Source organism: Pseudomonas sp. YL2 (assembly GCF_023063025.1).
Lineage (GTDB): Bacteria > Pseudomonadota > Gammaproteobacteria > Pseudomonadales > Pseudomonadaceae > Aquipseudomonas > Aquipseudomonas putida_A.
Genome location: NZ_JAJSLU010000019.1, coordinates 84,664 through 103,194, shown reverse-complemented (window position 1 = coordinate 103,194; position 18,531 = coordinate 84,664). Strand labels below are relative to the sequence as shown.

At 61.0% G+C, this 18,531-nt stretch carries 20 protein-coding genes and 1 pseudogene; 6 read left to right on the top strand and 15 right to left on the bottom strand.

Going from position 1 to position 18,531, the window contains the following annotated elements:
• Positions 1-174 precede the first annotated feature (174 nt).
• The 3 genes from LVD08_RS23175 (at position 175) to LVD08_RS23165 (ending at position 2,789) form a co-directional block, all read left to right on the top strand.
• Positions 175-972: a transporter substrate-binding domain-containing protein gene (locus LVD08_RS23175; protein ID WP_003220833.1), complete on the top strand. Its 798-nt coding sequence runs from the start codon at positions 175-177 to the stop codon at positions 970-972.
• Positions 973-1,102: 130 nt separating this feature from the next.
• On the top strand, positions 1,103-2,062 hold the full coding sequence (locus tag LVD08_RS23170) for an amino acid ABC transporter permease (protein WP_247269356.1): 960 nt from the start codon (positions 1,103-1,105) through the stop codon (positions 2,060-2,062).
• Positions 2,055-2,789, top strand: a complete 735-nt coding sequence (locus LVD08_RS23165) for an amino acid ABC transporter ATP-binding protein (RefSeq protein WP_097086999.1) — start codon at positions 2,055-2,057, stop codon at positions 2,787-2,789. The genes LVD08_RS23170 and LVD08_RS23165 overlap by 8 nt, the downstream gene beginning before the upstream one ends.
• Before the next feature lie 146 nt (positions 2,790-2,935).
• On the opposite strand, the gene LVD08_RS28345 is transcribed toward LVD08_RS23165, so the two are convergent.
• The 11 genes and pseudogenes from LVD08_RS28345 to ubiE all read right to left on the bottom strand — a co-directional run bounded on the left by LVD08_RS28345 (position 2,936) and on the right by ubiE (position 11,154).
• Positions 2,936-3,649: a methyl-accepting chemotaxis protein gene (locus tag LVD08_RS28345; RefSeq protein ID WP_371262571.1), complete on the bottom strand. Its 714-nt coding sequence runs from the start codon at positions 3,647-3,649 to the stop codon at positions 2,936-2,938.
• 141 nt (positions 3,650-3,790) lie between these two features.
• Positions 3,791-4,735: pseudogene (locus LVD08_RS28340) on the bottom strand (methyl-accepting chemotaxis protein); the annotation flags it as partial.
• 343 nt (positions 4,736-5,078) lie between these two features.
• Entirely contained in the window at positions 5,079-5,786 is a 708-nt protein-coding gene (locus LVD08_RS23155) for a 16S rRNA (uracil(1498)-N(3))-methyltransferase (protein WP_027611294.1), read from the bottom strand.
• Positions 5,783-6,574 carry a twin-arginine translocase subunit TatC gene (tatC, locus tag LVD08_RS23150; RefSeq protein ID WP_027611295.1) on the bottom strand — a complete coding sequence of 264 codons (792 nt, stop codon included), beginning with the start codon at positions 6,572-6,574 and terminating at the stop codon, positions 5,783-5,785. The genes LVD08_RS23155 and tatC overlap by 4 nt, the downstream gene beginning before the upstream one ends.
• Positions 6,571-7,035, bottom strand: a complete 465-nt coding sequence (gene tatB / locus LVD08_RS23145; protein WP_247269354.1) for a Sec-independent protein translocase protein TatB — start codon at positions 7,033-7,035, stop codon at positions 6,571-6,573. Before tatB ends, tatC begins: the two co-directional genes overlap by 4 nt.
• Positions 7,036-7,045: 10 nt before the next feature.
• On the bottom strand, positions 7,046-7,327 hold the full coding sequence (locus LVD08_RS23140; RefSeq protein WP_003220847.1) for a twin-arginine translocase TatA/TatE family subunit: 282 nt from the start codon (positions 7,325-7,327) through the stop codon (positions 7,046-7,048).
• A gap of 25 nt (positions 7,328-7,352) precedes the next feature.
• Positions 7,353-7,685, bottom strand: coding sequence for a phosphoribosyl-ATP diphosphatase (locus tag LVD08_RS23135; RefSeq protein ID WP_007909355.1), 333 nt, complete (start codon positions 7,683-7,685; stop codon positions 7,353-7,355).
• Positions 7,678-8,079 (bottom strand): phosphoribosyl-AMP cyclohydrolase, encoded by a 402-nt coding sequence (gene hisI, locus LVD08_RS23130; protein ID WP_007909357.1) that lies wholly within the window; start codon positions 8,077-8,079, stop codon positions 7,678-7,680. The genes LVD08_RS23135 and hisI overlap by 8 nt, the downstream gene beginning before the upstream one ends.
• An 80-nt stretch (positions 8,080-8,159) precedes the next feature.
• Positions 8,160-9,764 (bottom strand): ubiquinone biosynthesis regulatory protein kinase UbiB, encoded by a 1,605-nt coding sequence (ubiB, locus tag LVD08_RS23125; protein WP_027611297.1) that lies wholly within the window; start codon positions 9,762-9,764, stop codon positions 8,160-8,162.
• Positions 9,761-10,384: a ubiquinone biosynthesis accessory factor UbiJ gene (locus LVD08_RS23120; RefSeq protein ID WP_247269353.1), complete on the bottom strand. Its 624-nt coding sequence runs from the start codon at positions 10,382-10,384 to the stop codon at positions 9,761-9,763. Before LVD08_RS23120 ends, ubiB begins: the two co-directional genes overlap by 4 nt.
• Positions 10,384-11,154, bottom strand: coding sequence for a bifunctional demethylmenaquinone methyltransferase/2-methoxy-6-polyprenyl-1,4-benzoquinol methylase UbiE (ubiE, locus tag LVD08_RS23115; RefSeq protein WP_007961779.1), 771 nt, complete (start codon positions 11,152-11,154; stop codon positions 10,384-10,386). The genes LVD08_RS23120 and ubiE overlap by 1 nt, the downstream gene beginning before the upstream one ends.
• A gap of 154 nt (positions 11,155-11,308) precedes the next feature.
• On the opposite strand from ubiE, the gene LVD08_RS23110 reads away from it, so the two are divergent.
• From LVD08_RS23110 to LVD08_RS23100, 3 genes are all read left to right on the top strand, one after another.
• On the top strand, positions 11,309-11,584 hold the full coding sequence (locus tag LVD08_RS23110) for a polyhydroxyalkanoic acid system family protein (RefSeq protein ID WP_003220859.1): 276 nt from the start codon (positions 11,309-11,311) through the stop codon (positions 11,582-11,584).
• A 249-nt stretch (positions 11,585-11,833) separates the two neighbouring features.
• A complete protein-coding gene (locus tag LVD08_RS23105; RefSeq protein WP_027611299.1) occupies positions 11,834-12,256 on the top strand; it encodes a phasin family protein in 423 nt (140 codons plus the stop codon).
• A gap of 10 nt (positions 12,257-12,266) precedes the next feature.
• On the top strand, positions 12,267-13,166 hold the full coding sequence (locus tag LVD08_RS23100; RefSeq protein WP_247269352.1) for a phasin family protein: 900 nt from the start codon (positions 12,267-12,269) through the stop codon (positions 13,164-13,166).
• Between the two features lie 200 nt (positions 13,167-13,366).
• Here the strand turns inward: LVD08_RS23100 and LVD08_RS23095 are convergent, their stop codons facing one another.
• The 4 genes from LVD08_RS23095 to phaC (LVD08_RS23080) form a co-directional block, all read right to left on the bottom strand.
• Entirely contained in the window at positions 13,367-13,987 is a 621-nt protein-coding gene (locus LVD08_RS23095) for a TetR/AcrR family transcriptional regulator (protein WP_027611301.1), read from the bottom strand.
• Between the two features lie 30 nt (positions 13,988-14,017).
• The gene (gene phaC / locus LVD08_RS23090) at positions 14,018-15,700 is read right to left on the bottom strand and encodes a class II poly(R)-hydroxyalkanoic acid synthase (protein WP_183783795.1); all 1,683 of its coding nucleotides are present in this window, start codon (positions 15,698-15,700) and stop codon (positions 14,018-14,020) included.
• Positions 15,701-15,839: 139 nt separating this feature from the next.
• Positions 15,840-16,694, bottom strand: a complete 855-nt coding sequence (gene phaZ / locus LVD08_RS23085) for a poly(3-hydroxyalkanoate) depolymerase (protein ID WP_027611303.1) — start codon at positions 16,692-16,694, stop codon at positions 15,840-15,842.
• Positions 16,695-16,844: 150 nt separating this feature from the next.
• Entirely contained in the window at positions 16,845-18,524 is a 1,680-nt protein-coding gene (phaC, locus tag LVD08_RS23080; RefSeq protein ID WP_027611304.1) for a class II poly(R)-hydroxyalkanoic acid synthase, read from the bottom strand.
• Positions 18,525-18,531 lie beyond the last annotated feature (7 nt).

The window sequence follows — 18,531 nt, the reverse complement described above, 5'->3', positions numbered from 1 at the left end:
CTCGATAAAAAGAGACCTTCACCCCGGCCCTTGATTGTTAAACAAATCGTCCATTAAACCTTGTGCAAAAAATCGAGTGCGTTAGCATCCGTCCCCGAATTGGCGCGCCCGGACGATCTTGTCCATTTCAGTCGGTTTTCGCGCCGCAATTGCAATGGTTTTGGGGACTTGAAGATGAAGAAGTATCTGTCGATGCTGCTGGTCGGCGTCACGGCACTGGTTGCAGTCAATGCGGCGCACGCTGGTGCAATCGATGACGCGGTCAAGCGCGGCACGTTGAAAGTCGGTATGGATCCGACCTACATGCCGTTCGAAATGACCAACAAGCGCGGCGAAATCATCGGTTTCGAAGTCGACATCCTCAAAGCCATGTCCAAGGCCATGGGCGTCAAGCTCGAGTTGGTGTCCACCGGTTACGACGGGATCATCCCGGCCCTGATGACCGACAAGTTCGACATGATCGGCAGTGGCATGACCCTGACTCAGGAACGTAACCTGCGCCTGAACTTCAGCGAACCGTTCATCGTGGTCGGCCAGACCCTGCTGATCCGCAAGGAGCTGGAAGGCACCATCAAGTCCTATAAAGACCTGAACACCGCCGACTACCGCATCACCTCCAAGCTCGGTACCACCGGCGAGATGGTCGCCAAGAAGCTGATCGCCAAGGCCAAGTACCACGGCTACGACAACGAGCAGGAAGCCGTGCTCGACGTGGTCAACGGCAAGGCTGACGCGTTCATCTACGACGCGCCGTACAACGTGGTCGCGGTGAACAAGGTCGGCGCCGGCAAACTGGTGTTCCTCGACAAGCCGTTCACCTACGAGCCGCTGGCCTTCGGTCTGAAGAAGGGTGATTACGACAGCATCAACTTCATCAACAACTTCCTGCACCAGATCCACGAAGACGGCACCTACGATCGCATCCATGACAAGTGGTTCAAGAGCACCGAGTGGCTCAAGGACATGGAATAACACTGGGTCAGTCAGACCGAGTCGCCCCAATCGCGAGCAGGCTCGCTCCCACATTGGAATGCATTCCCCTGTGGGAGCGAGCCTGCTCGCGAAGAGGCCCTCCAGAGCAACACAAATTCCGGAACCTGCAATGAAACAGAAACAAGCCCAATGGCCCTGGCACGTCCTGACCGTGCTGGTGCTGGTCGGCCTGGCGGGCGCGTTGTATTACGCCACGTCGCTGATGTCCTACGAATGGCGCTGGAACCGCGTGCCGCAGTACTTCGCCTATCAGGCCGAAGAATCCCAGCGTGCCACCGATATCTCCACCGTTACCGAGCTGGTACGCAAGGGCGGTAGCGCGCAGGTCACCCTGCGCAACGACGCCGGTGACGAGCAGCACCTGACCGTCGACGAAAACAGCCTGCAATTCGCTCAGGGCGACGATGTGGCGGAAGGCGACGTCGTGGGCGTGACCCGGCATTGGGCGGCAGGGCCGCTGCTGTGGGGCCTTTGGACCACGCTGTGGCTGTCGGTGGTGTCGGGTGTGCTCGGTCTGCTGATCGGTCTCGTCACCGGGTTGTGCCGCCTGTCGAGCAACCCGACCCTGCGCGACCTTTCGAGCATCTACGTCGAACTGGTGCGCGGCACGCCGCTGCTGGTGCAGATCTTCATTTTCTACTTCTTCATCGGCACGGTGATGAACCTGTCCCGGGAGTTCGCCGGGATCGCCGCGCTGTCGCTGTTTACCGGCGCCTACGTGGCCGAGATTATCCGTTCCGGGGTGCAGTCGATTGCCCGTGGCCAGAACGAAGCGGCGCGTTCGCTCGGTCTGAGCGCGGGCCAGTCGATGCGCCACGTGGTACTGCCGCAAGCATTCAAACGCGTACTGCCGCCGCTGGCCGGGCAGTTCATCAGTCTGGTCAAGGACACCTCGCTGGTGTCGGTGATCGCCATCACCGAGCTGCTGAAAAGCGGCCGTGAAGTCATCACCACCTCGTTCTCGCCGTTCGAGATTCTGTTCTGCGTTGCCGGCCTGTATCTGTTGATTAACCTGCCGCTGTCGAAAATCGCCAGCCGGCTTGAGCGGAGGCTCGCGCAAAGTGATTGAAGTCCGCGAACTGGTAAAAGTTTTCGACACCCGTGGCCAGGTAGTCCGGGCTGTGGATAACGTCAGCACCACGGTGGCCAAGGGCGAAGTGCTGGTGGTGATCGGCCCGTCGGGTTCGGGCAAATCGACCTTCCTGCGCTGCCTCAATGGCCTGGAAGAATTCGACTCGGGTTCGGTGAGCATCGACGGCCTGCAACTGGCCGACCCGAAAACCGACGTCAACGCCTACCGCCGCGAAGTCGGCATGGTGTTCCAGCACTTCAACCTGTTCCCGCACATGACCGTGCTGGAAAACCTCTGTCTGGCGCAGAAAGTCGTGCGCAAGCGTGGGCAGAAGGAAAGCGAGGCCAAGGCCTTGGCGTTGCTGGAGAAGGTCGGTATTGCGCAGAAGGCTCGGGAATATCCATCACGCCTGTCCGGCGGCCAGCAACAGCGCGTGGCGATTGCCCGGGCGCTGGCGATGGACCCGAAAGTGATGCTGTTCGACGAACCGACTTCGGCCCTCGACCCGGAAATGGTCGGTGAAGTGCTGGATGTGATGAAGAATCTGGCCGTGGAAGGCATGACCATGGTTTGCGTGACCCACGAAATGGGTTTCGCCCGGGAAGTGGCGGATCGAGTGCTGTTCTTCGATCACGGCAAACTGCTGGAAGATGCTTCCCCGGCGGAGTTTTTTGATGCGCCGAAGGATCCGCGGGCGCAGGCCTTTCTGCGTCAGGTCCTTTAATTTCAGCGTCTGACCTACCGCTTTCGCGAGCAAGCCCGCTCCCACATTAGACCGCGTCCGCATGGACAACCAGGTCAACTGTGGGAGCGGGCTTGCTCGCGAATGCATCACCTCGGTTCAGAGCGAACCGAGGTTTTCGGATCACCTCAAACCTTGAACCGCCCCACCAGCATCTGCAGATGCGTCCCCAGCCGCGCCAGCTCAACACTCGACGCCGCCGTCTCTTCACTCGCCGCCGACGTCTGATCCGACACATCCCGCACATTCAGCACGCTACGGTTGATCTCCTCGGCCACGGCACTCTGCTGCTCGGCTGCCGCTGCAATCTGCTGGTTCATCGCCTGAATCGCCGAGACGGTGCGGGTGATGCTTTCCAGTGAGCCACCGGCGCGGCGGGTCAGTTCGACGCTGCTGTCGGTCAGGCTGCGGCTGTTGTCCATGATCGTTGCCACTTGCTGGGTGCCGTTCTGCAGGCCGACGATCAGTTCCTCGATCTCTTCGGTGGACTTCTGCGTGCGCTGGGCGAGGCTGCGCACTTCATCGGCGACCACCGCAAAACCACGCCCGGCCTCACCGGCACGCGCTGCTTCGATCGCGGCGTTGAGCGCCAGCAGGTTGGTTTGCTGGGCCACGGACTTGATCACGTCGAGCACGCTGCCGATCTTGTCGCTCTCGCGCTTGAGTTCGCCCATGGCTTCGGTGGAGTGGCCGACTTCGACGGCCAGACGCTCGATCTGCGCGATGGCTTCACCCACCACTTTGTCGCCTTCGCGGGCCTGCTGGTCGGCGGCCACAGCGGCTTCGGAAGCTTCCTCGGCGTTGCGCGCGACTTCCTGCACAGTGGCGGCCATTTCGTTCATGGCGGTGGCGACCTGATCGGTCTCGATCTTCTGATTGTTGACCCCGGCGCTGGTCTGCTCGGTGACCGCCGACAGTTCCTCGGCGGCGCTGGCAATCTGCGTGACGCCGTCGCTGATGCCACCGATCAACTCGCGCAGACCTTGCGTCATGCTCTGCATCGAACGTTGCAACTGGCCGAGTTCGTCGCGACGCTGAGACACCAGGTTGTGGGTCAAGTCGCCGGCAGCCACACGTTCGGCGACCTTCAGGGTCTGGTTCAGTGGAATGATGATCTGCCGGGTGATCGCCCACGCGGCCAGCAAACCGAAGGCCACGGCCAGCAGGGTGGCGATGATCAGCATGTTCTTGGCGTGCGCGGCATCGGTATCGCGCACCACGGTTTGTGATTCGGTGAGCTTCTTGCTGAGGTCGAGGAGGATGTCGCCCTGCGCCGTCATGGTTGCCCCGGCCTTGGCATTGTTCACCTGCGAGTCGCGGAACTGAGCGACCGCCGCGCGATAAGCCTTGATCGAGTCGGTGGCCTGTTGCAGGTTGGCGATGTGCTGTTCGGGCAGTTTCGCCGGCAGGCTGTCGAGGTTTTTCAGTGCATTGTCGATGGCGTCCAGCGCGGGCTGCTCCGCCTCGGCCTTGCCGCTGTAGGTGTAGCCGCGCACCTGATAGCGCGCTTGCTGCAACAGTTTGCTCAGTTCGATCACGCTGTTGAATTGCGCGACGCTGTCACCTTGCAGCATGGATTTCTCGACTTCCGAGACTTTGGCCACGGCATTGTCTGCACTGGCGCCGAGCTTGCTGCGCGCGTCCTCACGCTGCACGGTGGCCTGTGTCATGTCGGCGAAGGCACGTTTGTACTCGGCGACAGCGGCCAGTTGCTGATCGACCATGGCCGCATCTGAGGGCTGCTCGATCAGGCCGCGCGCGGTTTGCAAGCCGCTGGCGAGTTTGGCCAGTAACTCGTTGACCGCGCCCGGGCCTTGTTCGCCGCGACGCGCTTCATAGTCCAGACGCGCCAGGCGCAGGTCCTTGGTCAGCTCGTTGAGGCTGGAGATGAAACCGAGCTTGTCGCCACGGCTGATAATGCCGCCCATGCCGGTCCAGCCGGTAAAGGTAATCAGCAGGGTGAGCAACAGCACCAGGCCGAAACCGGTGCCCAGCTTGCGTTTGACGCTGACGTTCCCAAGATTCTCGGCTAACCAACGGTACATGCGACGACTCCCCTCGGACCACTAATTGGACTTATGGGGACTGTATCGGCTGGGTGATGGCAATCTGTAACCTGATTTGCCCGGGGCGCAGCGACATTGTGGCGAGGGAGCTTGCTCCCGCCCGGCGGCGCAGCCGTCGCAAAACTGGCAAACACATTTTAATCTGAAGAAAGAGCAATGGCCGCTTCGCGCCCAAGCGGGAGCAAGCTCCCTCGCCACAGTACTTTTAGAACAGGCGGGCGAGCAGGGCGGTGACGGCGGTTTCGACGCGCAGGATGCGCTCGCCCAGTTGCACCGGTTGCAGGCCGGATTTGCCCAGCAGGTCGATTTCGTAGGGAATCCAGCCACCTTCGGGGCCGATCGCCAGGGTCACCGGTTCGCTCAACGCACGTGGGCACGGCGGGTAATTGCCGGGATGGCCGACCAGGCCGAGGGTGCCTTCGCTGATCGCTGGCAGACGATCTTCGACGAACGGTTTGAAGCGCTTCTCGATGATGACTTCCGGCAGCACGGTATCGCGGGCCTGTTCGAGGCCGAGAATCAGGTTCTCGCGAATCGCTTCCGGCTCGAGAAACGGCGTCTGCCAGAAACTCTTCTCGACCCGGTAGCTGTTGACCAGAATCACCTTCGACACGCCCATGGTCGCCACGGTCTGGAACACCCGTCGCAGCATCTTCGGCCGTGGCAGGGCCAGCACCAGGGTCAGCGGCAGCTTGGCCGGCGGTGATTGATCGAGGGTGACACGCAACTCGGCTTCACCGGCCTCAAGGCGAAGCAGCTCAGCCGAGCCCATCAAGCCATTGATCCGTCCCACGCGCAGGCTGTCACCGACTTCCGAGCGGTGAACTTCCTGCATGTGGGTCAGGCGCCGGTCACGCAGCACGACGCGGTCGGCCGCGATGAAGTCGGCCTCTTCGAGCAACAGCAGGTTCATGCCTGGGTCGCTGGCGGCTGGTCGTTGTGATCGTCGGCCGGTGTTTCGTCCGGGCGTTCGCGCTTGCTGATCAGGCCGCCGAACAGAATGCCGATTTCAAACAGCATCCACATCGGTACCGCCAGCAGGGTCTGCGAGAAGATGTCCGGCGGGGTGAGGATCATGCCGACCACGAAGCAGCCGATGATTACGTACGGGCGGATCTTCTTCAGGTATTTGACGTCGACCACGCCGATCCACACCAGCAGCACCACGGCCACCGGAATTTCGAACGCGACGCCGAAGGCGAAGAACAGCGTCATGACGAAGTCGAGGTAACTGGTGATGTCGGTCATCATTTCCACGCCGGCCGGGGTGGCGGCGGCGAAGAACTTGAAGATCAGCGGGAACACGAAGTAATAGGCGAACGCCATGCCGGTGTAGAACAGCAGGATGCTCGACACCAGCAGCGGCACGGCGATGCGCTTCTCATGCTTGTACAGGCCCGGCGCGATGAAGCCCCAGATCTGATGCAGGATCACCGGAATCGCGAGGAACAGCGAGACCATCATCGTCAGCTTCAGCGGCGTCAGGAACGGCGACGATACGTCAGTGGCGATCATCGTCGCGCCGACCGGCAGGTACTGGCGCAGCGGCGTCGAGACGAAGGTGTAGATCTGCTGGGTGAACGCGAACAACCCGGCGAAGATGATGAACACCGCCGCCACACAGCGCAGCAGGCGGGTGCGCAACTCGGTGAGGTGCGATACCAGCGGCATGTGCTGGTCGTTTTCAGGGAGATCGCTCATGGGGCTCGCGGCGGCAGAGTAGGGTCGTGAGGCGCTGGTGTGATCGGCGCGGCGGTCGTGGCTACGTGTTCAACTGAGGGTTGTGCAGATACAGGCACGGGTTCTGTCGGCGCTACAGCGGCGGCAGGTGCAGGTGTCGGAGCTGTTACAGCTGGCGCGGCTGGCGCATGAATCGTCTGCTCACCCACATGTTCAACCGGCGCAGGCTCCTGCTGAACCGGCGTGAAAATCTTTCGCGCCTCCTGCTCCAGCGACAGGATGTGCTCGTTGTGCAGTTGCCGACGGATCTCGTCGGCACCGATTTCACGTTCAACTTCCTGTTTGATCGCGTTGAAGCTGCGCTTCAGCCGGCCGACCCACAGGCCGGCGGTGCGCGCAGCGCCCGGCAGACGCTCGGGGCCCAGCACCAGCAGGGCGACGAGGCCGACGAGCAGCAGTTCAGAGAAGCTGATACCAAACATTAGTCAGTGCTCACACGTCTTTGCGGATCGGCTCTTCGACTTTCTGCGCCTGCACGTCGATGGTGTGCGGCGGGTTGGCCTGAGCGGTGGCTTGCGGCTGCACCGGTGGTACTGGCTGCGCAGGCGTCACGGTCGGATCGGCGGCCGGTTTTTCGTCATCGTTCATGGCTTTACGGAAGCCCTTGATCGACTCGCCGACGTCGGTGCCGAGGTTTTTCAGTTTCTTGGTGCCGAACACCAGCACCACGACTACCAGAATGACGATCCAGTGTTTCCAGTCAAAAATGCCCATGTTGCTGTTCCTCTCTAAAAATTGTTCAGGCGGACGGACGCGAGGCTTTCTCGACGTGTCCGGACAGACCGAAGCGACGATCCAGTTCATCCAGCACGGCCTGCGGATGCTGCCCCAGTTGGGCGAGCATGACCATGCTGTGGAACCACAGGTCGGCAGTCTCGTAGATCACATCGCTGCAGTCACCGCTGATGGCGGCGTCCTTGGCGGCAATAATGGTTTCGACCGACTCTTCGCCGACTTTCTCCAGAATCTTGTTCAGGCCCTTGTGATACAGACTAGCTACATATGAGCTGTCGGCCGCTGCGCCTTTTCGCTCTTCGAGCACTTCGGCCAGGCGAGTCAGGGTGTCACTCATGTTTGTGTCCTGCGGAATAGATAGCGTGCGGGTCTTTCAGAACCGGGTCGACTGTCTTCCAGTCGCCGTTTTCGAAGACGCGGTAAAAGCAGCTTTGACGGCCGGTATGGCAAGCGATGTCGCCGATCTGTTCGACCATCAGGATGATCACGTCGGCATCACAGTCCAGGCGCATTTCATGCAGGGTCTGTACGTGGCCGGACTCTTCGCCCTTGCGCCACAGCTTGCCACGGGAACGTGACCAGTAGATTGCACGGTTTTCCGCAGCGGTCAGTTCCAGCGCTTCGCGGTTCATCCAGGCCATCATCAGCACGCGTCCGGTCTTGTGATCCTGGGCAATCGCCGGCACCAGGCCATCTGCGTCCCACTTGATCTCGTCCAGCCAGTTTTTCATCTTCGACTCCGACAGCGAACCCGTACTTCAATTGTCAGGTTCAGGCGTTGAAACAGTGTGCCAGCCGATCAGCGAACTGGCTATCGGCGAACGACCAGATACAAGCCGACGGCCACCATGATGCCCGCCGGCCAATGCCCCAGTTCGTGCAGCGGGCCACCCGCGGCGAGGATCGTCCCGCCAGCCAGATGCGCGCAACCGAGCAGGCGCAGAAACCAGTCGTCCTTGCGTTTGTGCCACGGTGGTGGCGGGTCGTAGGCGTGCGGTTGCGACATGCGTTCGAGCAGGTCGCGGGCCATGTTGGCCAGGTGCGGCAGCTGCTCGAACTGGCTCTGCACGTTGCCGAGCAAGGCTTTGGGGCTGACGCGCTCGCGCATCCAGCGCTCGAGGAAGGGCTGCGCGGTGTTCCACAGATCCAGATCCGGGTACAGCTGACGACCGAGGCCCTCGATGTTCAATAGAGTCTTCTGCAGCAACACCAGCTGCGGCTGGACTTCCATGTTGAAGCGCCGTGCGGTCTGGAACAGGCGCATCAGCACCTGGCCAAATGAAATATCTTTTAACGGTTTTTCGAAGATCGGCTCGCACACGGTACGGATCGCCGCTTCGAATTCATTGAGTTTGGTTTCCGCCGGCACCCAGCCCGAATCGATGTGCAATTGCGCCACGCGGCGGTAGTCGCGCTTGAAGAAGGCGAACAGGTTGCGCGCCAGATAGTCCTGGTCTTCCGGGGTCAGGCTGCCGACGATGCCGCAGTCGATCGCGATGTACTGCGGGCTCCACGGGTTGACGGTGCTGACGAAGATGTTGCCCGGGTGCATGTCGGCGTGGAAGAAACTGTCGCGGAACACCTGGGTGAAAAAGATCTCCACGCCGCGCTCGGCGAGCATTTTCATGTCGGTGCGCTGGTCGGCGAGGGTCGCCAGATCCGTCACCTGAATCCCGTAGATGCGCTCCATCACCAGCACTTTCGGCCGGCACCAGTCCCAATAGACTTGCGGCACATAGAGCAGCGGCGAGCCTTCGAAGTTGCGCTTCAACTGGCTGGCGTTGGCCGCCTCGCGCAGCAGGTCGAGCTCGTCGTAGATGGTTTTTTCGTAGTCCTGCACCACGTCCACCGGGTGCAGCAGGCGGGCGTCGGCGGAGACCTTTTCGGCGGCGCGGGCGAGGATGAACAGCCATGCCAGATCCTGGGCGATCACCGGTTTCAGGCCCGGGCGGATCACCTTGACCACCACTTCTTCGCCGGTCTTCAGTTGCGCGGCGTGCACCTGCGCCACCGAGGCCGAGGCCAGCGGCTCGACGTCGAAACGGCTGAACACTTCGCTGATCTTCTTGCCCAGCTGTTCTTCGATCAGCTTGATCGACAGCTGCGAATCGAACGGCGGCACGCGGTCCTGCAGCAGCATCAACTCATCGGCGATGTCTTCCGGCAGCAGGTCGCGGCGGGTCGAAAGAATCTGCCCGAACTTGATGAAAATCGGCCCCAGATCCTGCAGCGCCAGGCGCAGACGCGCACCACGGCTCAGCTCCAGCGGCTTGCGCGGCAACCAGCGCCACGGCAGCACGTAACGCAGCGCCAGGAGAAACCAGGGCAGCGGCAGCTCGAACAGCAGGTCATCGAGGCGGTAGCGGATCACGACGCGCTGGATGCGCAACAGACGGCGGACGGCAAGCAGCTTCATGCGTTATCGCTTGGGTCGAGGGATCGGGAAAGGCGCTCGAAACGCGCCTCGAGACGTTCCAGATCAAGTTTGATCCGGTCCAGTTCGCTGAATCGCGCTTCGGCTTCGCGCTGCCCGACGAGGGTGCGCGATTCTTCGGCGAGGTATTCGGCGAGGTTCTGGTTGAGGCTGGCAAATCCTTGTTGATACCAGCGTGCGCGGCTGCGCAGGTGACCGCCAATCAGTTGCGTGGCGACCGGTCCGAGCCAGCGCGAGAGTTCGTACTCCCAGTCCAGCTCGAGGTCCTGCAGCACCCCGGCCAGTTCCAGCAGCACGCCGCTGTCACCGTCGAGCTCGACTTCCGGGGCGTGCAGCACCGCGGTCTTGTCTTTGCTCACGGCCAGATTTACCAGGCTCGAGGCCGGGGCGCGCAGGGTGCAGTCGACGCCGGTTTCCCAGTGCGAGGCGAGCATCAGGCCCTCATCGCTGGGCAGGATGAACAGTTGCAGCGCCGGGCTGCGGCAATCGACGGCAATCACTTTGCCGGTCAGATGCGCCAGCCGCGGCAGCGCCGTGCTGTCGAGACGCAGCACCCGGTTCAGACCGAGTTCGACGCTGGCAAGCAGCCCGGTGAGCAACATCAGGGCTTGATGCCGCGGTGCAGGGCGACGATGCCTGCGGTCATGTTGTGATAGGTCACGCGGTCGAAACCGGCGTCGACCATCATCGACTTCAGGGTTTCCTGATTCGGGTGCATGCGGATCGATTCGGCCAGGTAGCGATAGCTTTCCGAGTCGTTGGTGATCAGCTTGCCCATCAGTGGCATGAAGGCGAACGAGTAGGCGTCGTAGGCTTTCGACATCAGCGCGTTGGTCGGCTTGGAGAACTCCAGCACCAGCAGGCGGCCGCCGGGCTTGAGCACGCGCAGCATCGAGCGCAGGGCGTCTTCTTTGTGCGTCACGTTGCGCAGGCCGAAGGCGATGGTCACGCAGTCGAAATGGTTGTCCGGGAACGGCAGTTTTTCCGCGTCCGCCTGAACGAATTCGACGTTGCCCGACACACCCAGGTCCAGCAGGCGGTCACGGCCGACCTTGAGCATCGATTCATTGATGTCGGCCAATACCACCTGACCGGTCGGGCCAACGAGGTGCGAGAATTTTTTGGTCAGATCACCGGTACCTCCGGCGATGTCGAGCACGCGGTTGCCTGCACGCACACCGGACAGTTCGATCGCGAAACGCTTCCACAGACGGTGCATGCCGCCCGACAGAAGGTCGTTCATCAGGTCGTACTTCGCGGCTACGGAGTGGAACACCTCAGCGACTTTTTCCGCTTTCTGGCTTTCCGGAACGTTTTTGAAGCCGAAGTGAGTGGTGGGTTCGGCATCGCTGCCTTTGCGCTGATCAGTCATATCGCTGTCACCAAAAGAGAATGCGCGACATTCTAATCCCCAAGCCATGCTTTGTCTTGGAATGGCTAAAGGTAAGATGGGCGACCTTCGGGACGATTTGCCGCAGACGCGGTCAAGATTTACCGTCACCTATTCATCAAGCAGGAGTCATTCGATGGCCAAAATCAGTGTTGAGCGTGCCCACAGCCTGGGCAAGGAAGCCGCCCGCGAGAAGGCCGACAAGCTGGCGCAGAAACTCTCCGATCAATATGGCCTGGAGCCGCAGTGGTCGGGCGACACCCTGAACCTCAAGCGCTCGGGCGTGAAAGGCGCGGTGCATGTGGCCGACGACTCGATCCGTGTCGACGTGGAACTGGGCATCATGATGTCGGCCATGAGCGGCATGATCAAAGCCGAGATCGAGAAGGCTTTGGATAAAGCGCTGGTCTGATCGCGATTCTTCGGTAACCCGAGATCCCTTGTGGGAGCGAGCCTGCTCGCGAAAGCGGTGTGTCAGTCGACTCGAATATTGACTGATACACCGTATTCGCGAGCAGGCTCGCTCCCACATTTGTTTGGTGGTGCTCCCGCTGTTTATGTCAGTTGTTAGGGTGCCGTTTCTAATTTTTCTCCCTACTTTGTGCCTGAGCCCGACACTTTTGCGGGCAGTTCCTCAAACCTTCTGCGCGTGAGGTGCACCATGGCCAAAGTCATTCTGAAGAAAAAAATCGACGCTTCGACTTCTGCTCTGAGCGACGTCAAATCCTATGCCCGCAAGATCTGGCTGGCAGGCCTGGGTGCCTACACCAAGGTCGGCCAAGAGGGCAGCGACTACTTTCAAGAGCTGATCAAGGCTGGTCAAACTGTTGAAAAGAAAGGCAAAAGAGTCGTCACCGAAAAACTCGAAGCCGCCAATGCCGAGATCGATGAAGCCAAGGATGAAGTCAGCTCGTTCAAAGGTCGCGTCGAAGTTCAGCTCGACAAGGTCGAGAAGGCGTTCGACTCCCGTGTAGCAAGCGCCTTGAATCGTATCGGCATTCCGTCTAAACATGACGTTGAGACACTCTCTGCTAAGCTCGATGAGCTGACGGCATTGCTCGAACGCGTCGCGCGTAAATCTTAAGGAGAACGGGATGGCTGGTAAAAAGAACACCGATAAAGAAGGCAGCTCGTGGATTGGGAAAGTCGAAGACTACTCCCGCAAAATCTGGCTGGCTGGTTTAGGCGTGTACTCGAAGATCGACACTGACGGCAGCAAGCTCTTCGAGTCACTGGTCAAAGACGGCGAGAAAGCCGAGAAGCTCACCAAGTCGGCAGTCGGCAAGAAAGTCGATGCCGCCAAGGATTCCGCTTCTTCGGCCAAATCGCGCATCAGCGGCGTGAAAGATCGCGCACTGGGCAAGTGGGACGAGCTGGAAGGGGCTTTCGACAAGCGCCTGAACAGCGCGATTTCGCGCCTGGGTGTGCCTAGCCGCAATGAAGTCAAAGCGCTGCACAGCAAGGTCGAGACCTTGACCAAGCAGATCGAGAAACTCACCGGTCTGAAAACCCAACCGGTCGCGGCGAAAACCGCAGCGGCCAAACCGGCAGCCAAAACCGCCGCCAAGCCACTGGCTAAAGCGGCTGCGAAACCAGCTGCCAAAGCTGCGGCCAAGCCAGCGGCAAAAACCGCTGCCGCCAAGCCTGCTGCTAAAACGGCCGCTGCCAAACCAGCCGCCAAGGCTGCCGCGAAACCGGTTGCTGCCAAAGCCGCTGCGAAACCTGCGGCCAAGTCCGCGGCCAAACCAGCAGCGAAAACCGCTGCCGCGAAACCGGCTGCCAAACCTGCGGCCAAACCGGCTGCGGCGAAAAAACCGGCAGTGAAAAAACCGGCCGCGCCGAAGGCCGCTGCGCCGAAGCCAGCTGCACCCGCAGCAGCCAAGCCAGCCACCCCGGCAACCCCGGCCAGCGCGTCGAACTCCGCCGCTGCACCGACTCCGGCAGCCACCCCGACTGCTGCATCGACCCCGTCGACGCCAACCAGTCAGTCCTGATTTTTCAGGGCAAAACAAAACGCCCGGCCTGTGAAGGTCGGGCGTTTTTGTTTGTGCAGAGAATCGCTGGAACAGCGCCATTCTCCTGTGGGAGCGGGCTTGCTCGCGAAGGCGGTGTGTCATTCAGCATTGATGTTGGCTGAGCCACCGCTTTCGCGAGCAAGCCCGCTCCCACTGGGGGAGGACAATGTGTAGCCCATTCATTCGTGATCTTCGAGGTACTGCAATGCCATCCGCTCCGTCGCCACTTTCACCGGCGGCAGCAGATGCGGCGCCACCAGCATCATGATCTGGTACACCACCAGTTTGACCTCGCCTTCACGATCGAGAATCCGCTGATAGTCCAGCGAGAACAGCAGGGTCAGGGTGATCTGCTCCACCAGTTGCCCCAACGCCTGGGTGTCACTGACCAGTTGCCCCGAAGCCTTCAACCGCGCCAGCAAGGACGCCAGCGTACGCTTGAGCGCGTTGAGCAGGTTGCGGATGCCCTTGGCCAGTTTCGGCAGGCGCCCGGCGAGGTTCGACAGGTCCTGGAACAGAAACCGGTACTGCGCCAGGCGCTCGACGATCAGGTGCAGAAACAGCCAGTAATCCTCCGGCGCCAGCTCGGCATCCGATGGCGGATCGAGCAGCGGCGCCAGTTCGTTCTGGAAGCGTTCGAACAGGCCGAGAATCAACGGCTCCTTGCCGTGGAAGTGGTAGTAGAGGTTGCCGGGGCTGATCCCCATTTCGTTGGCAACTTCCATGGTGGAGACGTTGGGCTCACCCTTTTCGTTGAACAGTTGCAGAGCACATTCGAGAATCCGGTCGCGGGTTTTCATCCAGTCTTCTTAGAAAAGTTCGGTTAAGCGTCAGCGCACATGCACGTAGGTGCCGGGTGCTGCCTCCATCGGTGGATAATTCGGGTTGCCGAGGGTAAACGTGGTTTCGTGCTGCGTGCCGGAGCGCTGCTGTATCCACTCCAGCCACTGCGGCCACCAACTGCCGTCGACGCGTTTGGCGTCGTAATACCAGGCGCGCGGATCGCTGCTCAGCTTGCCGTTTTCGACGTAATTGGCTTTCGGGTTGCTCGGCGGGTTGAGGATGCTTTGCACATGACCACTGTTGGACAGTACGAAACGTCGCTCGCCACCGAGCAGCAGGGTCGAGCGGTACACCGCGTCCCACGGCGTGATGTGGTCGTTCATGCCGGCCACGCTGAAGCTGTCGACGGTGACTTTCTGCAGATCGATCGGCGTACCGCAGACTTCCAGCCCGCCCGGGTGGGTCAGCGGGTTGTGCTTGAAGAAGTCCAGCAGGTCGCCGTGGAACGCGGCGGGCAGGCGAGTGTTATCGTTGTTCCAGTAGAGAATGTCGAAGGCCGGCGGCTCTTTGCCGAGCAGGTAGTTATTGACGAAGTAGCTCCAGATCAAATCGTTGGGCCGCATCCAGGCGAACACCTTGGCCATGTCGCGACCGTCGAGCACGCCTCGCTGATAGGAGCGGCGTTTGGCCGCTTCGATGGTCTGTTCGTCGGCGAACAGGGTGGTCGGGGTTTCGATCTCACTGTCGAGCAGGCTGACCAGATAGGTCGCACTGGAGATCCGTCGCAGTTGCCGTTTCGCCTGCAGATGACCCTGCAGCGCGGCGATGGTCAGGCCACCGGCGCAGGCACCCATCAGATTCACCTCGCGCGCGCCGGTGATCGCACGGCAGATGTTCATCGCTTCTTCCACCGCTTCGACGTAGGTCGAGAGGCCCCATTCACGGTGGCGCACGTCCGGGTTGCGCCAGCTGATCATGAAGGTCTGCAGACCGTTTTTCAGCGCGTACTGGACGAAGCTATTCTGCGGGCTGAGGTCGAAAATGTAGTACTTGTTAATTTGCGGCGGCACCACCAGCAGCGGCTTGGCGTACTGTTTTTCGCTCATCGGCTTGTACTGGATCAGCTCGAGCATCTCGTTGCGAAACACCACCGCACCGGGGGTGGTCGCGACGGTCTTGCCAACTTCGAACGCCTGCTTGGTAACCTGGCGTGGCAGGCCATCGTTGTGCAGCAGATCATCAAACAGATGGCTCAGGCCGCGCACCAGACTCTGGCCGCCGGAATTGAACAGTTCCTTGACCGCCAGCGGATTGAGCAAGGTATTGGAGGGCGCGACGGCATCGTTGAGCAGGGTGAACGCGAAGTGCGCGCGAGCGCGATCGTCCTCGCTCATGCTGCTTTCATCGATCCAGCTCTTGACCTGTTTCTGCCAGGCCAGATACGCCTGCAGGCTGCGCCGGTAGAACGGATTGAGGCTCCACGCCGGATCGGCGAACCGCGCGTCCTGCGGGTTGGTCGGGTGCAGGGTTTCACCGAGCAGCACGCGACCGAGCTGGCCGCCGAGTTTCAAGGCGTGTTTCGCACTGTGGAGCGGGTTGCGCAGACCGTGGGCGGCGACGCTGCGCAAGGTCGAGAGCAAGTCCCGCCCACGCAGGCCGGTCATTGCACTTTGTGCATTGATGAACACGGCGGGACTGGGCACTACGCCCGTCGCAGGTTTGTCGCGCATGACTCAACACTCCTTCGTCTTCAGGTCAAAAACAAACTCACCGAACCAGAACACCATAGTCGCTGTTACGGGTTGCTGCCTGCGCGGCGTCCTGCCGCGCACGTTGTTCAAAACCCTGCATAAAGCCTGCCGCCGTGATTTATCCGCCCAGCGGGGTCGGGTGCGGGTGCATCACGGCGCGCTGCCGTTCCTCCTCAAGGAATTTCATGATGATCGGCGCCACGGCTTCGGCGCGGGTGATCAGGAACAGATGACCGTCGTCGATGATGTGCAACTGGGCGTTGGGGATGCGCCAGGCGAGCATGCGCATGTTGATCAGCGGGATCAGTGGATCGTCGTCGCCGGCCAGCACCAGGGTCGGCTGATGGATCTTGTGCAGCCAGTGAATGCTGGTCCAGCCGAGGCCGGCGAACAGCTGCCAGTAGTAACCGAGCTTGCCCGCCGAACGCACTTTCGCTGCATGGCTGGCGGCCAGCGTCGGGTCGCGGCGGAACGAGCCGCCGTAGATCAACGGCGCAATGCGGATCACGTGCGATGGCTGGATGTAACGGCGTGGGCTGGCCATCATCCACAGCACTTTCGGCTTGCCCGGCACCATGAAGGCGCCGGCCGCGGTCGCCGCCAGCACCAGTTTCTTGCAGCGTTCGGGGTAGTCGTGGGCGAATTGCTGCGCCAGCGCGCCGCCCCACGACACGCCGATCACATTGACCTGGCCGTAGTCGAGGTAGTCGAGCATCCGCGCCGTCAGCTTCGCCAGCCCGGGAAAGCGATAAGGCCGGTTGGGCGTCGACGAGCCGCCGACACCGGGCACGTCGAAGGCGATCACTTCCAGATCCGGGTCCAGCGCCGCGACAAACGGAAACACCAGCTCCAGGTTGGCGCCGATGCCGTTGAAAATCAGCAAGGGCGTCAAATGAGGCTTGCCGGGGCGTACCGCGGTGCGGAGGGTCTGCCCATCCAGATCGACGGTACGGAAAATGAACGGTTGCGGCATGCTTCAGGCCCTGTGGGTCAATCTCAATATCACCCCGAATCCTGTGGGAGCGAGCCTGCTCGCGAAGGCGTCGTGTCAGCCAGCATCAATGTTGATTGCATGACCGCTTTCGCGAGCAGGCTCGCTCCCACAATGACAGGGTGGTGTCAGTTACCGCTCGTGAACATATGTGCCCGGCGATGCTTCACCTGGCGCGTACGCCTTGTTGCCGAGTTTGGTTGGTGCTTTTTTCAGATTACCCGAGCGCTCGGCCTGCCACGCCTGCCAGTACAGCCACCAGGAATCGGTGTGCTTGGTCGAGTTCTCTTGCCATTCGTCGGCATTGGCGGCCATGCCTTCGCTGGTCATGTAGCGCGATTTCGGGTTGCCCGGCGGGTTCAGGATGCTCTGGATGTGCCCGCTGCTCGACAGCACGAACTCGACCTTGCCGCCAAATAGCTGCGCCGACTTGTAGCAGGACTTCCACGGGGTGATGTGGTCGTTGGTGCCGGCCAGCGAGAAGATGTCGGCGGTGACCTGCTTGAGGTCGATCGGCGTGCCGCACACTTCCAGTGCATTGGGGCGGATCAGTGGGTTGTTTTTGAACATCTCGATCAGGTCGCCGTGGAACGCGGCCGGCAACCGGGTGGTGTCGTTGTTCCAGAACAGGATGTCGAACACCGGCGGCTCGTTACCGAGCAGATAGTTGTTGACCCAGTAGTTCCAGATCAGGTCGTTGGGGCGCATCCACGCGAAGACCTTGGCCATGTCTTTGCCTTCGAGCACGCCGGCCTGATATGAGTGACGCTTGGCGGTCTCGAGGGTCTGCTCGTCGACGAACAGGGCGACGTCGCTGTCCAGGGTGGTGTCGAGGACGCTGACCAGCAGGGTCAGGGCGTTGACCTTCTTTTCGCCGAGGGCGGCATAGTGGCCGAGCAGGGCGGTGCAGGTGATGCCGCCGGAACAGGCACCGAGCATGTTCACGTCTTTGCTGCCGGTGATGGCGGTGACCACGTCGACTGCTTCCTTCAGCGCATCGATGTAGGTCGACAGGCCCCACTCGCGCTGGGCCTTGGTCGGGTTACGCCAACTGACAATGAAGGTCTGCACGTTATTACGCAGGCAGAAGCGCGCCAGACTCTTGTCCGGGCTCAAATCGAAAACGTAGAACTTGTTGATCTGTGGCGGCACCACGAGCAGTGGCCGCTCATGGACCTGTTCGGTGATCGGCTTGTACTGGATCAGCTCCAGCACGTCGTTGCGAAACACCACCGCGCCTTCGGTCACGCCAAGGCTCTTGCCGACCTCGAACGCGCCCATGTTGACCTGGCTCGGCATGCCGCCGTTGTGCACCAGATCCTTGGCCAGATGCGAGAGGCCATCGAGCAGGCTTTTGCCGCCGGTCTCGAAGAAGCGTTTGACCGCCGCCGGGTTGGCGGCGGTGTTGGTCGGGGCCATGGCTTCGGTCATCAGGTTGATCACGAAGTGGCCGCGCGCGATGTCTTTGGGTGACAGGCTGCTGTCGTCGATCCAGGAATGGAGCTCCTTGCGCCACGCCAGGTAAGTTTGCAGATAACGTTTGTAGAGCGGGTTCTGACTCCACGCCGGATCAGCGAAGCGACGATCATCGCTGGCCGGTTGCAGTTCGGATTTGCCGAACAGCACATTCTTCAGTTCAAGACCGAAATGGGTCACGTGCTTGACGCTATGGATCGGTTGTTTGATGGCCTGGGTCAGCACCATTCGAGCAGAGGCCAGCAGATCCTTTCCGCGCAGCCCAACGACGGGATTAAGCCCCAGGGTGTTTTCCGAGGCTTGGTACTTCAGGTCATCGTTATTCTTGTTACTCATCTACGAC

Bases quoted from the DNA above. Each gene is read 5' to 3' on its own strand.
- LVD08_RS23155 (WP_027611294.1), bottom strand. From the start codon at position 5,786: ATGAACCTGCTGTTGCTCGAAGAGGCCGACTTCATCGCGGCCGACCGC.
- LVD08_RS23170 (WP_247269356.1), top strand. From the start codon at position 1,103: ATGAAACAGAAACAAGCCCAATGGCCCTGGCACGTCCTGACCGTGCTG.
- ubiB (WP_027611297.1), bottom strand. From the start codon at position 9,764: ATGAAGCTGCTTGCCGTCCGCCGTCTGTTGCGCATCCAGCGCGTCGTG.
- LVD08_RS23100 (WP_247269352.1), top strand. From the start codon at position 12,267: ATGGCTGGTAAAAAGAACACCGATAAAGAAGGCAGCTCGTGGATTGGG.
- LVD08_RS23120 (WP_247269353.1), bottom strand. From the start codon at position 10,384: ATGTTGCTCACCGGGCTGCTTGCCAGCGTCGAACTCGGTCTGAACCGG.
- tatB (WP_247269354.1), bottom strand. From the start codon at position 7,035: ATGTTTGGTATCAGCTTCTCTGAACTGCTGCTCGTCGGCCTCGTCGCC.
- LVD08_RS23175 (WP_003220833.1), top strand. From the start codon at position 175: ATGAAGAAGTATCTGTCGATGCTGCTGGTCGGCGTCACGGCACTGGTT.
- LVD08_RS23110 (WP_003220859.1), top strand. From the start codon at position 11,309: ATGGCCAAAATCAGTGTTGAGCGTGCCCACAGCCTGGGCAAGGAAGCC.
- phaZ (WP_027611303.1), bottom strand. From the start codon at position 16,694: ATGCCGCAACCGTTCATTTTCCGTACCGTCGATCTGGATGGGCAGACC.
- hisI (WP_007909357.1), bottom strand. From the start codon at position 8,079: ATGAAAAACTGGCTGGACGAGATCAAGTGGGACGCAGATGGCCTGGTG.
- LVD08_RS23140 (WP_003220847.1), bottom strand. From the start codon at position 7,327: ATGGGCATTTTTGACTGGAAACACTGGATCGTCATTCTGGTAGTCGTG.
- LVD08_RS28345 (WP_371262571.1), bottom strand. From the start codon at position 3,649: ATGAACGAAATGGCCGCCACTGTGCAGGAAGTCGCGCGCAACGCCGAG.
- tatC (WP_027611295.1), bottom strand. From the start codon at position 6,574: ATGAGCGATCTCCCTGAAAACGACCAGCACATGCCGCTGGTATCGCAC.
- LVD08_RS23105 (WP_027611299.1), top strand. From the start codon at position 11,834: ATGGCCAAAGTCATTCTGAAGAAAAAAATCGACGCTTCGACTTCTGCT.
- LVD08_RS23135 (WP_007909355.1), bottom strand. From the start codon at position 7,685: ATGAGTGACACCCTGACTCGCCTGGCCGAAGTGCTCGAAGAGCGAAAA.
- phaC (WP_183783795.1), bottom strand. From the start codon at position 15,700: ATGCGCGACAAACCTGCGACGGGCGTAGTGCCCAGTCCCGCCGTGTTC.
- LVD08_RS23095 (WP_027611301.1), bottom strand. From the start codon at position 13,987: ATGAAAACCCGCGACCGGATTCTCGAATGTGCTCTGCAACTGTTCAAC.
- ubiE (WP_007961779.1), bottom strand. From the start codon at position 11,154: ATGACTGATCAGCGCAAAGGCAGCGATGCCGAACCCACCACTCACTTC.
- phaC (WP_027611304.1), bottom strand. From the start codon at position 18,524: ATGAGTAACAAGAATAACGATGACCTGAAGTACCAAGCCTCGGAAAAC.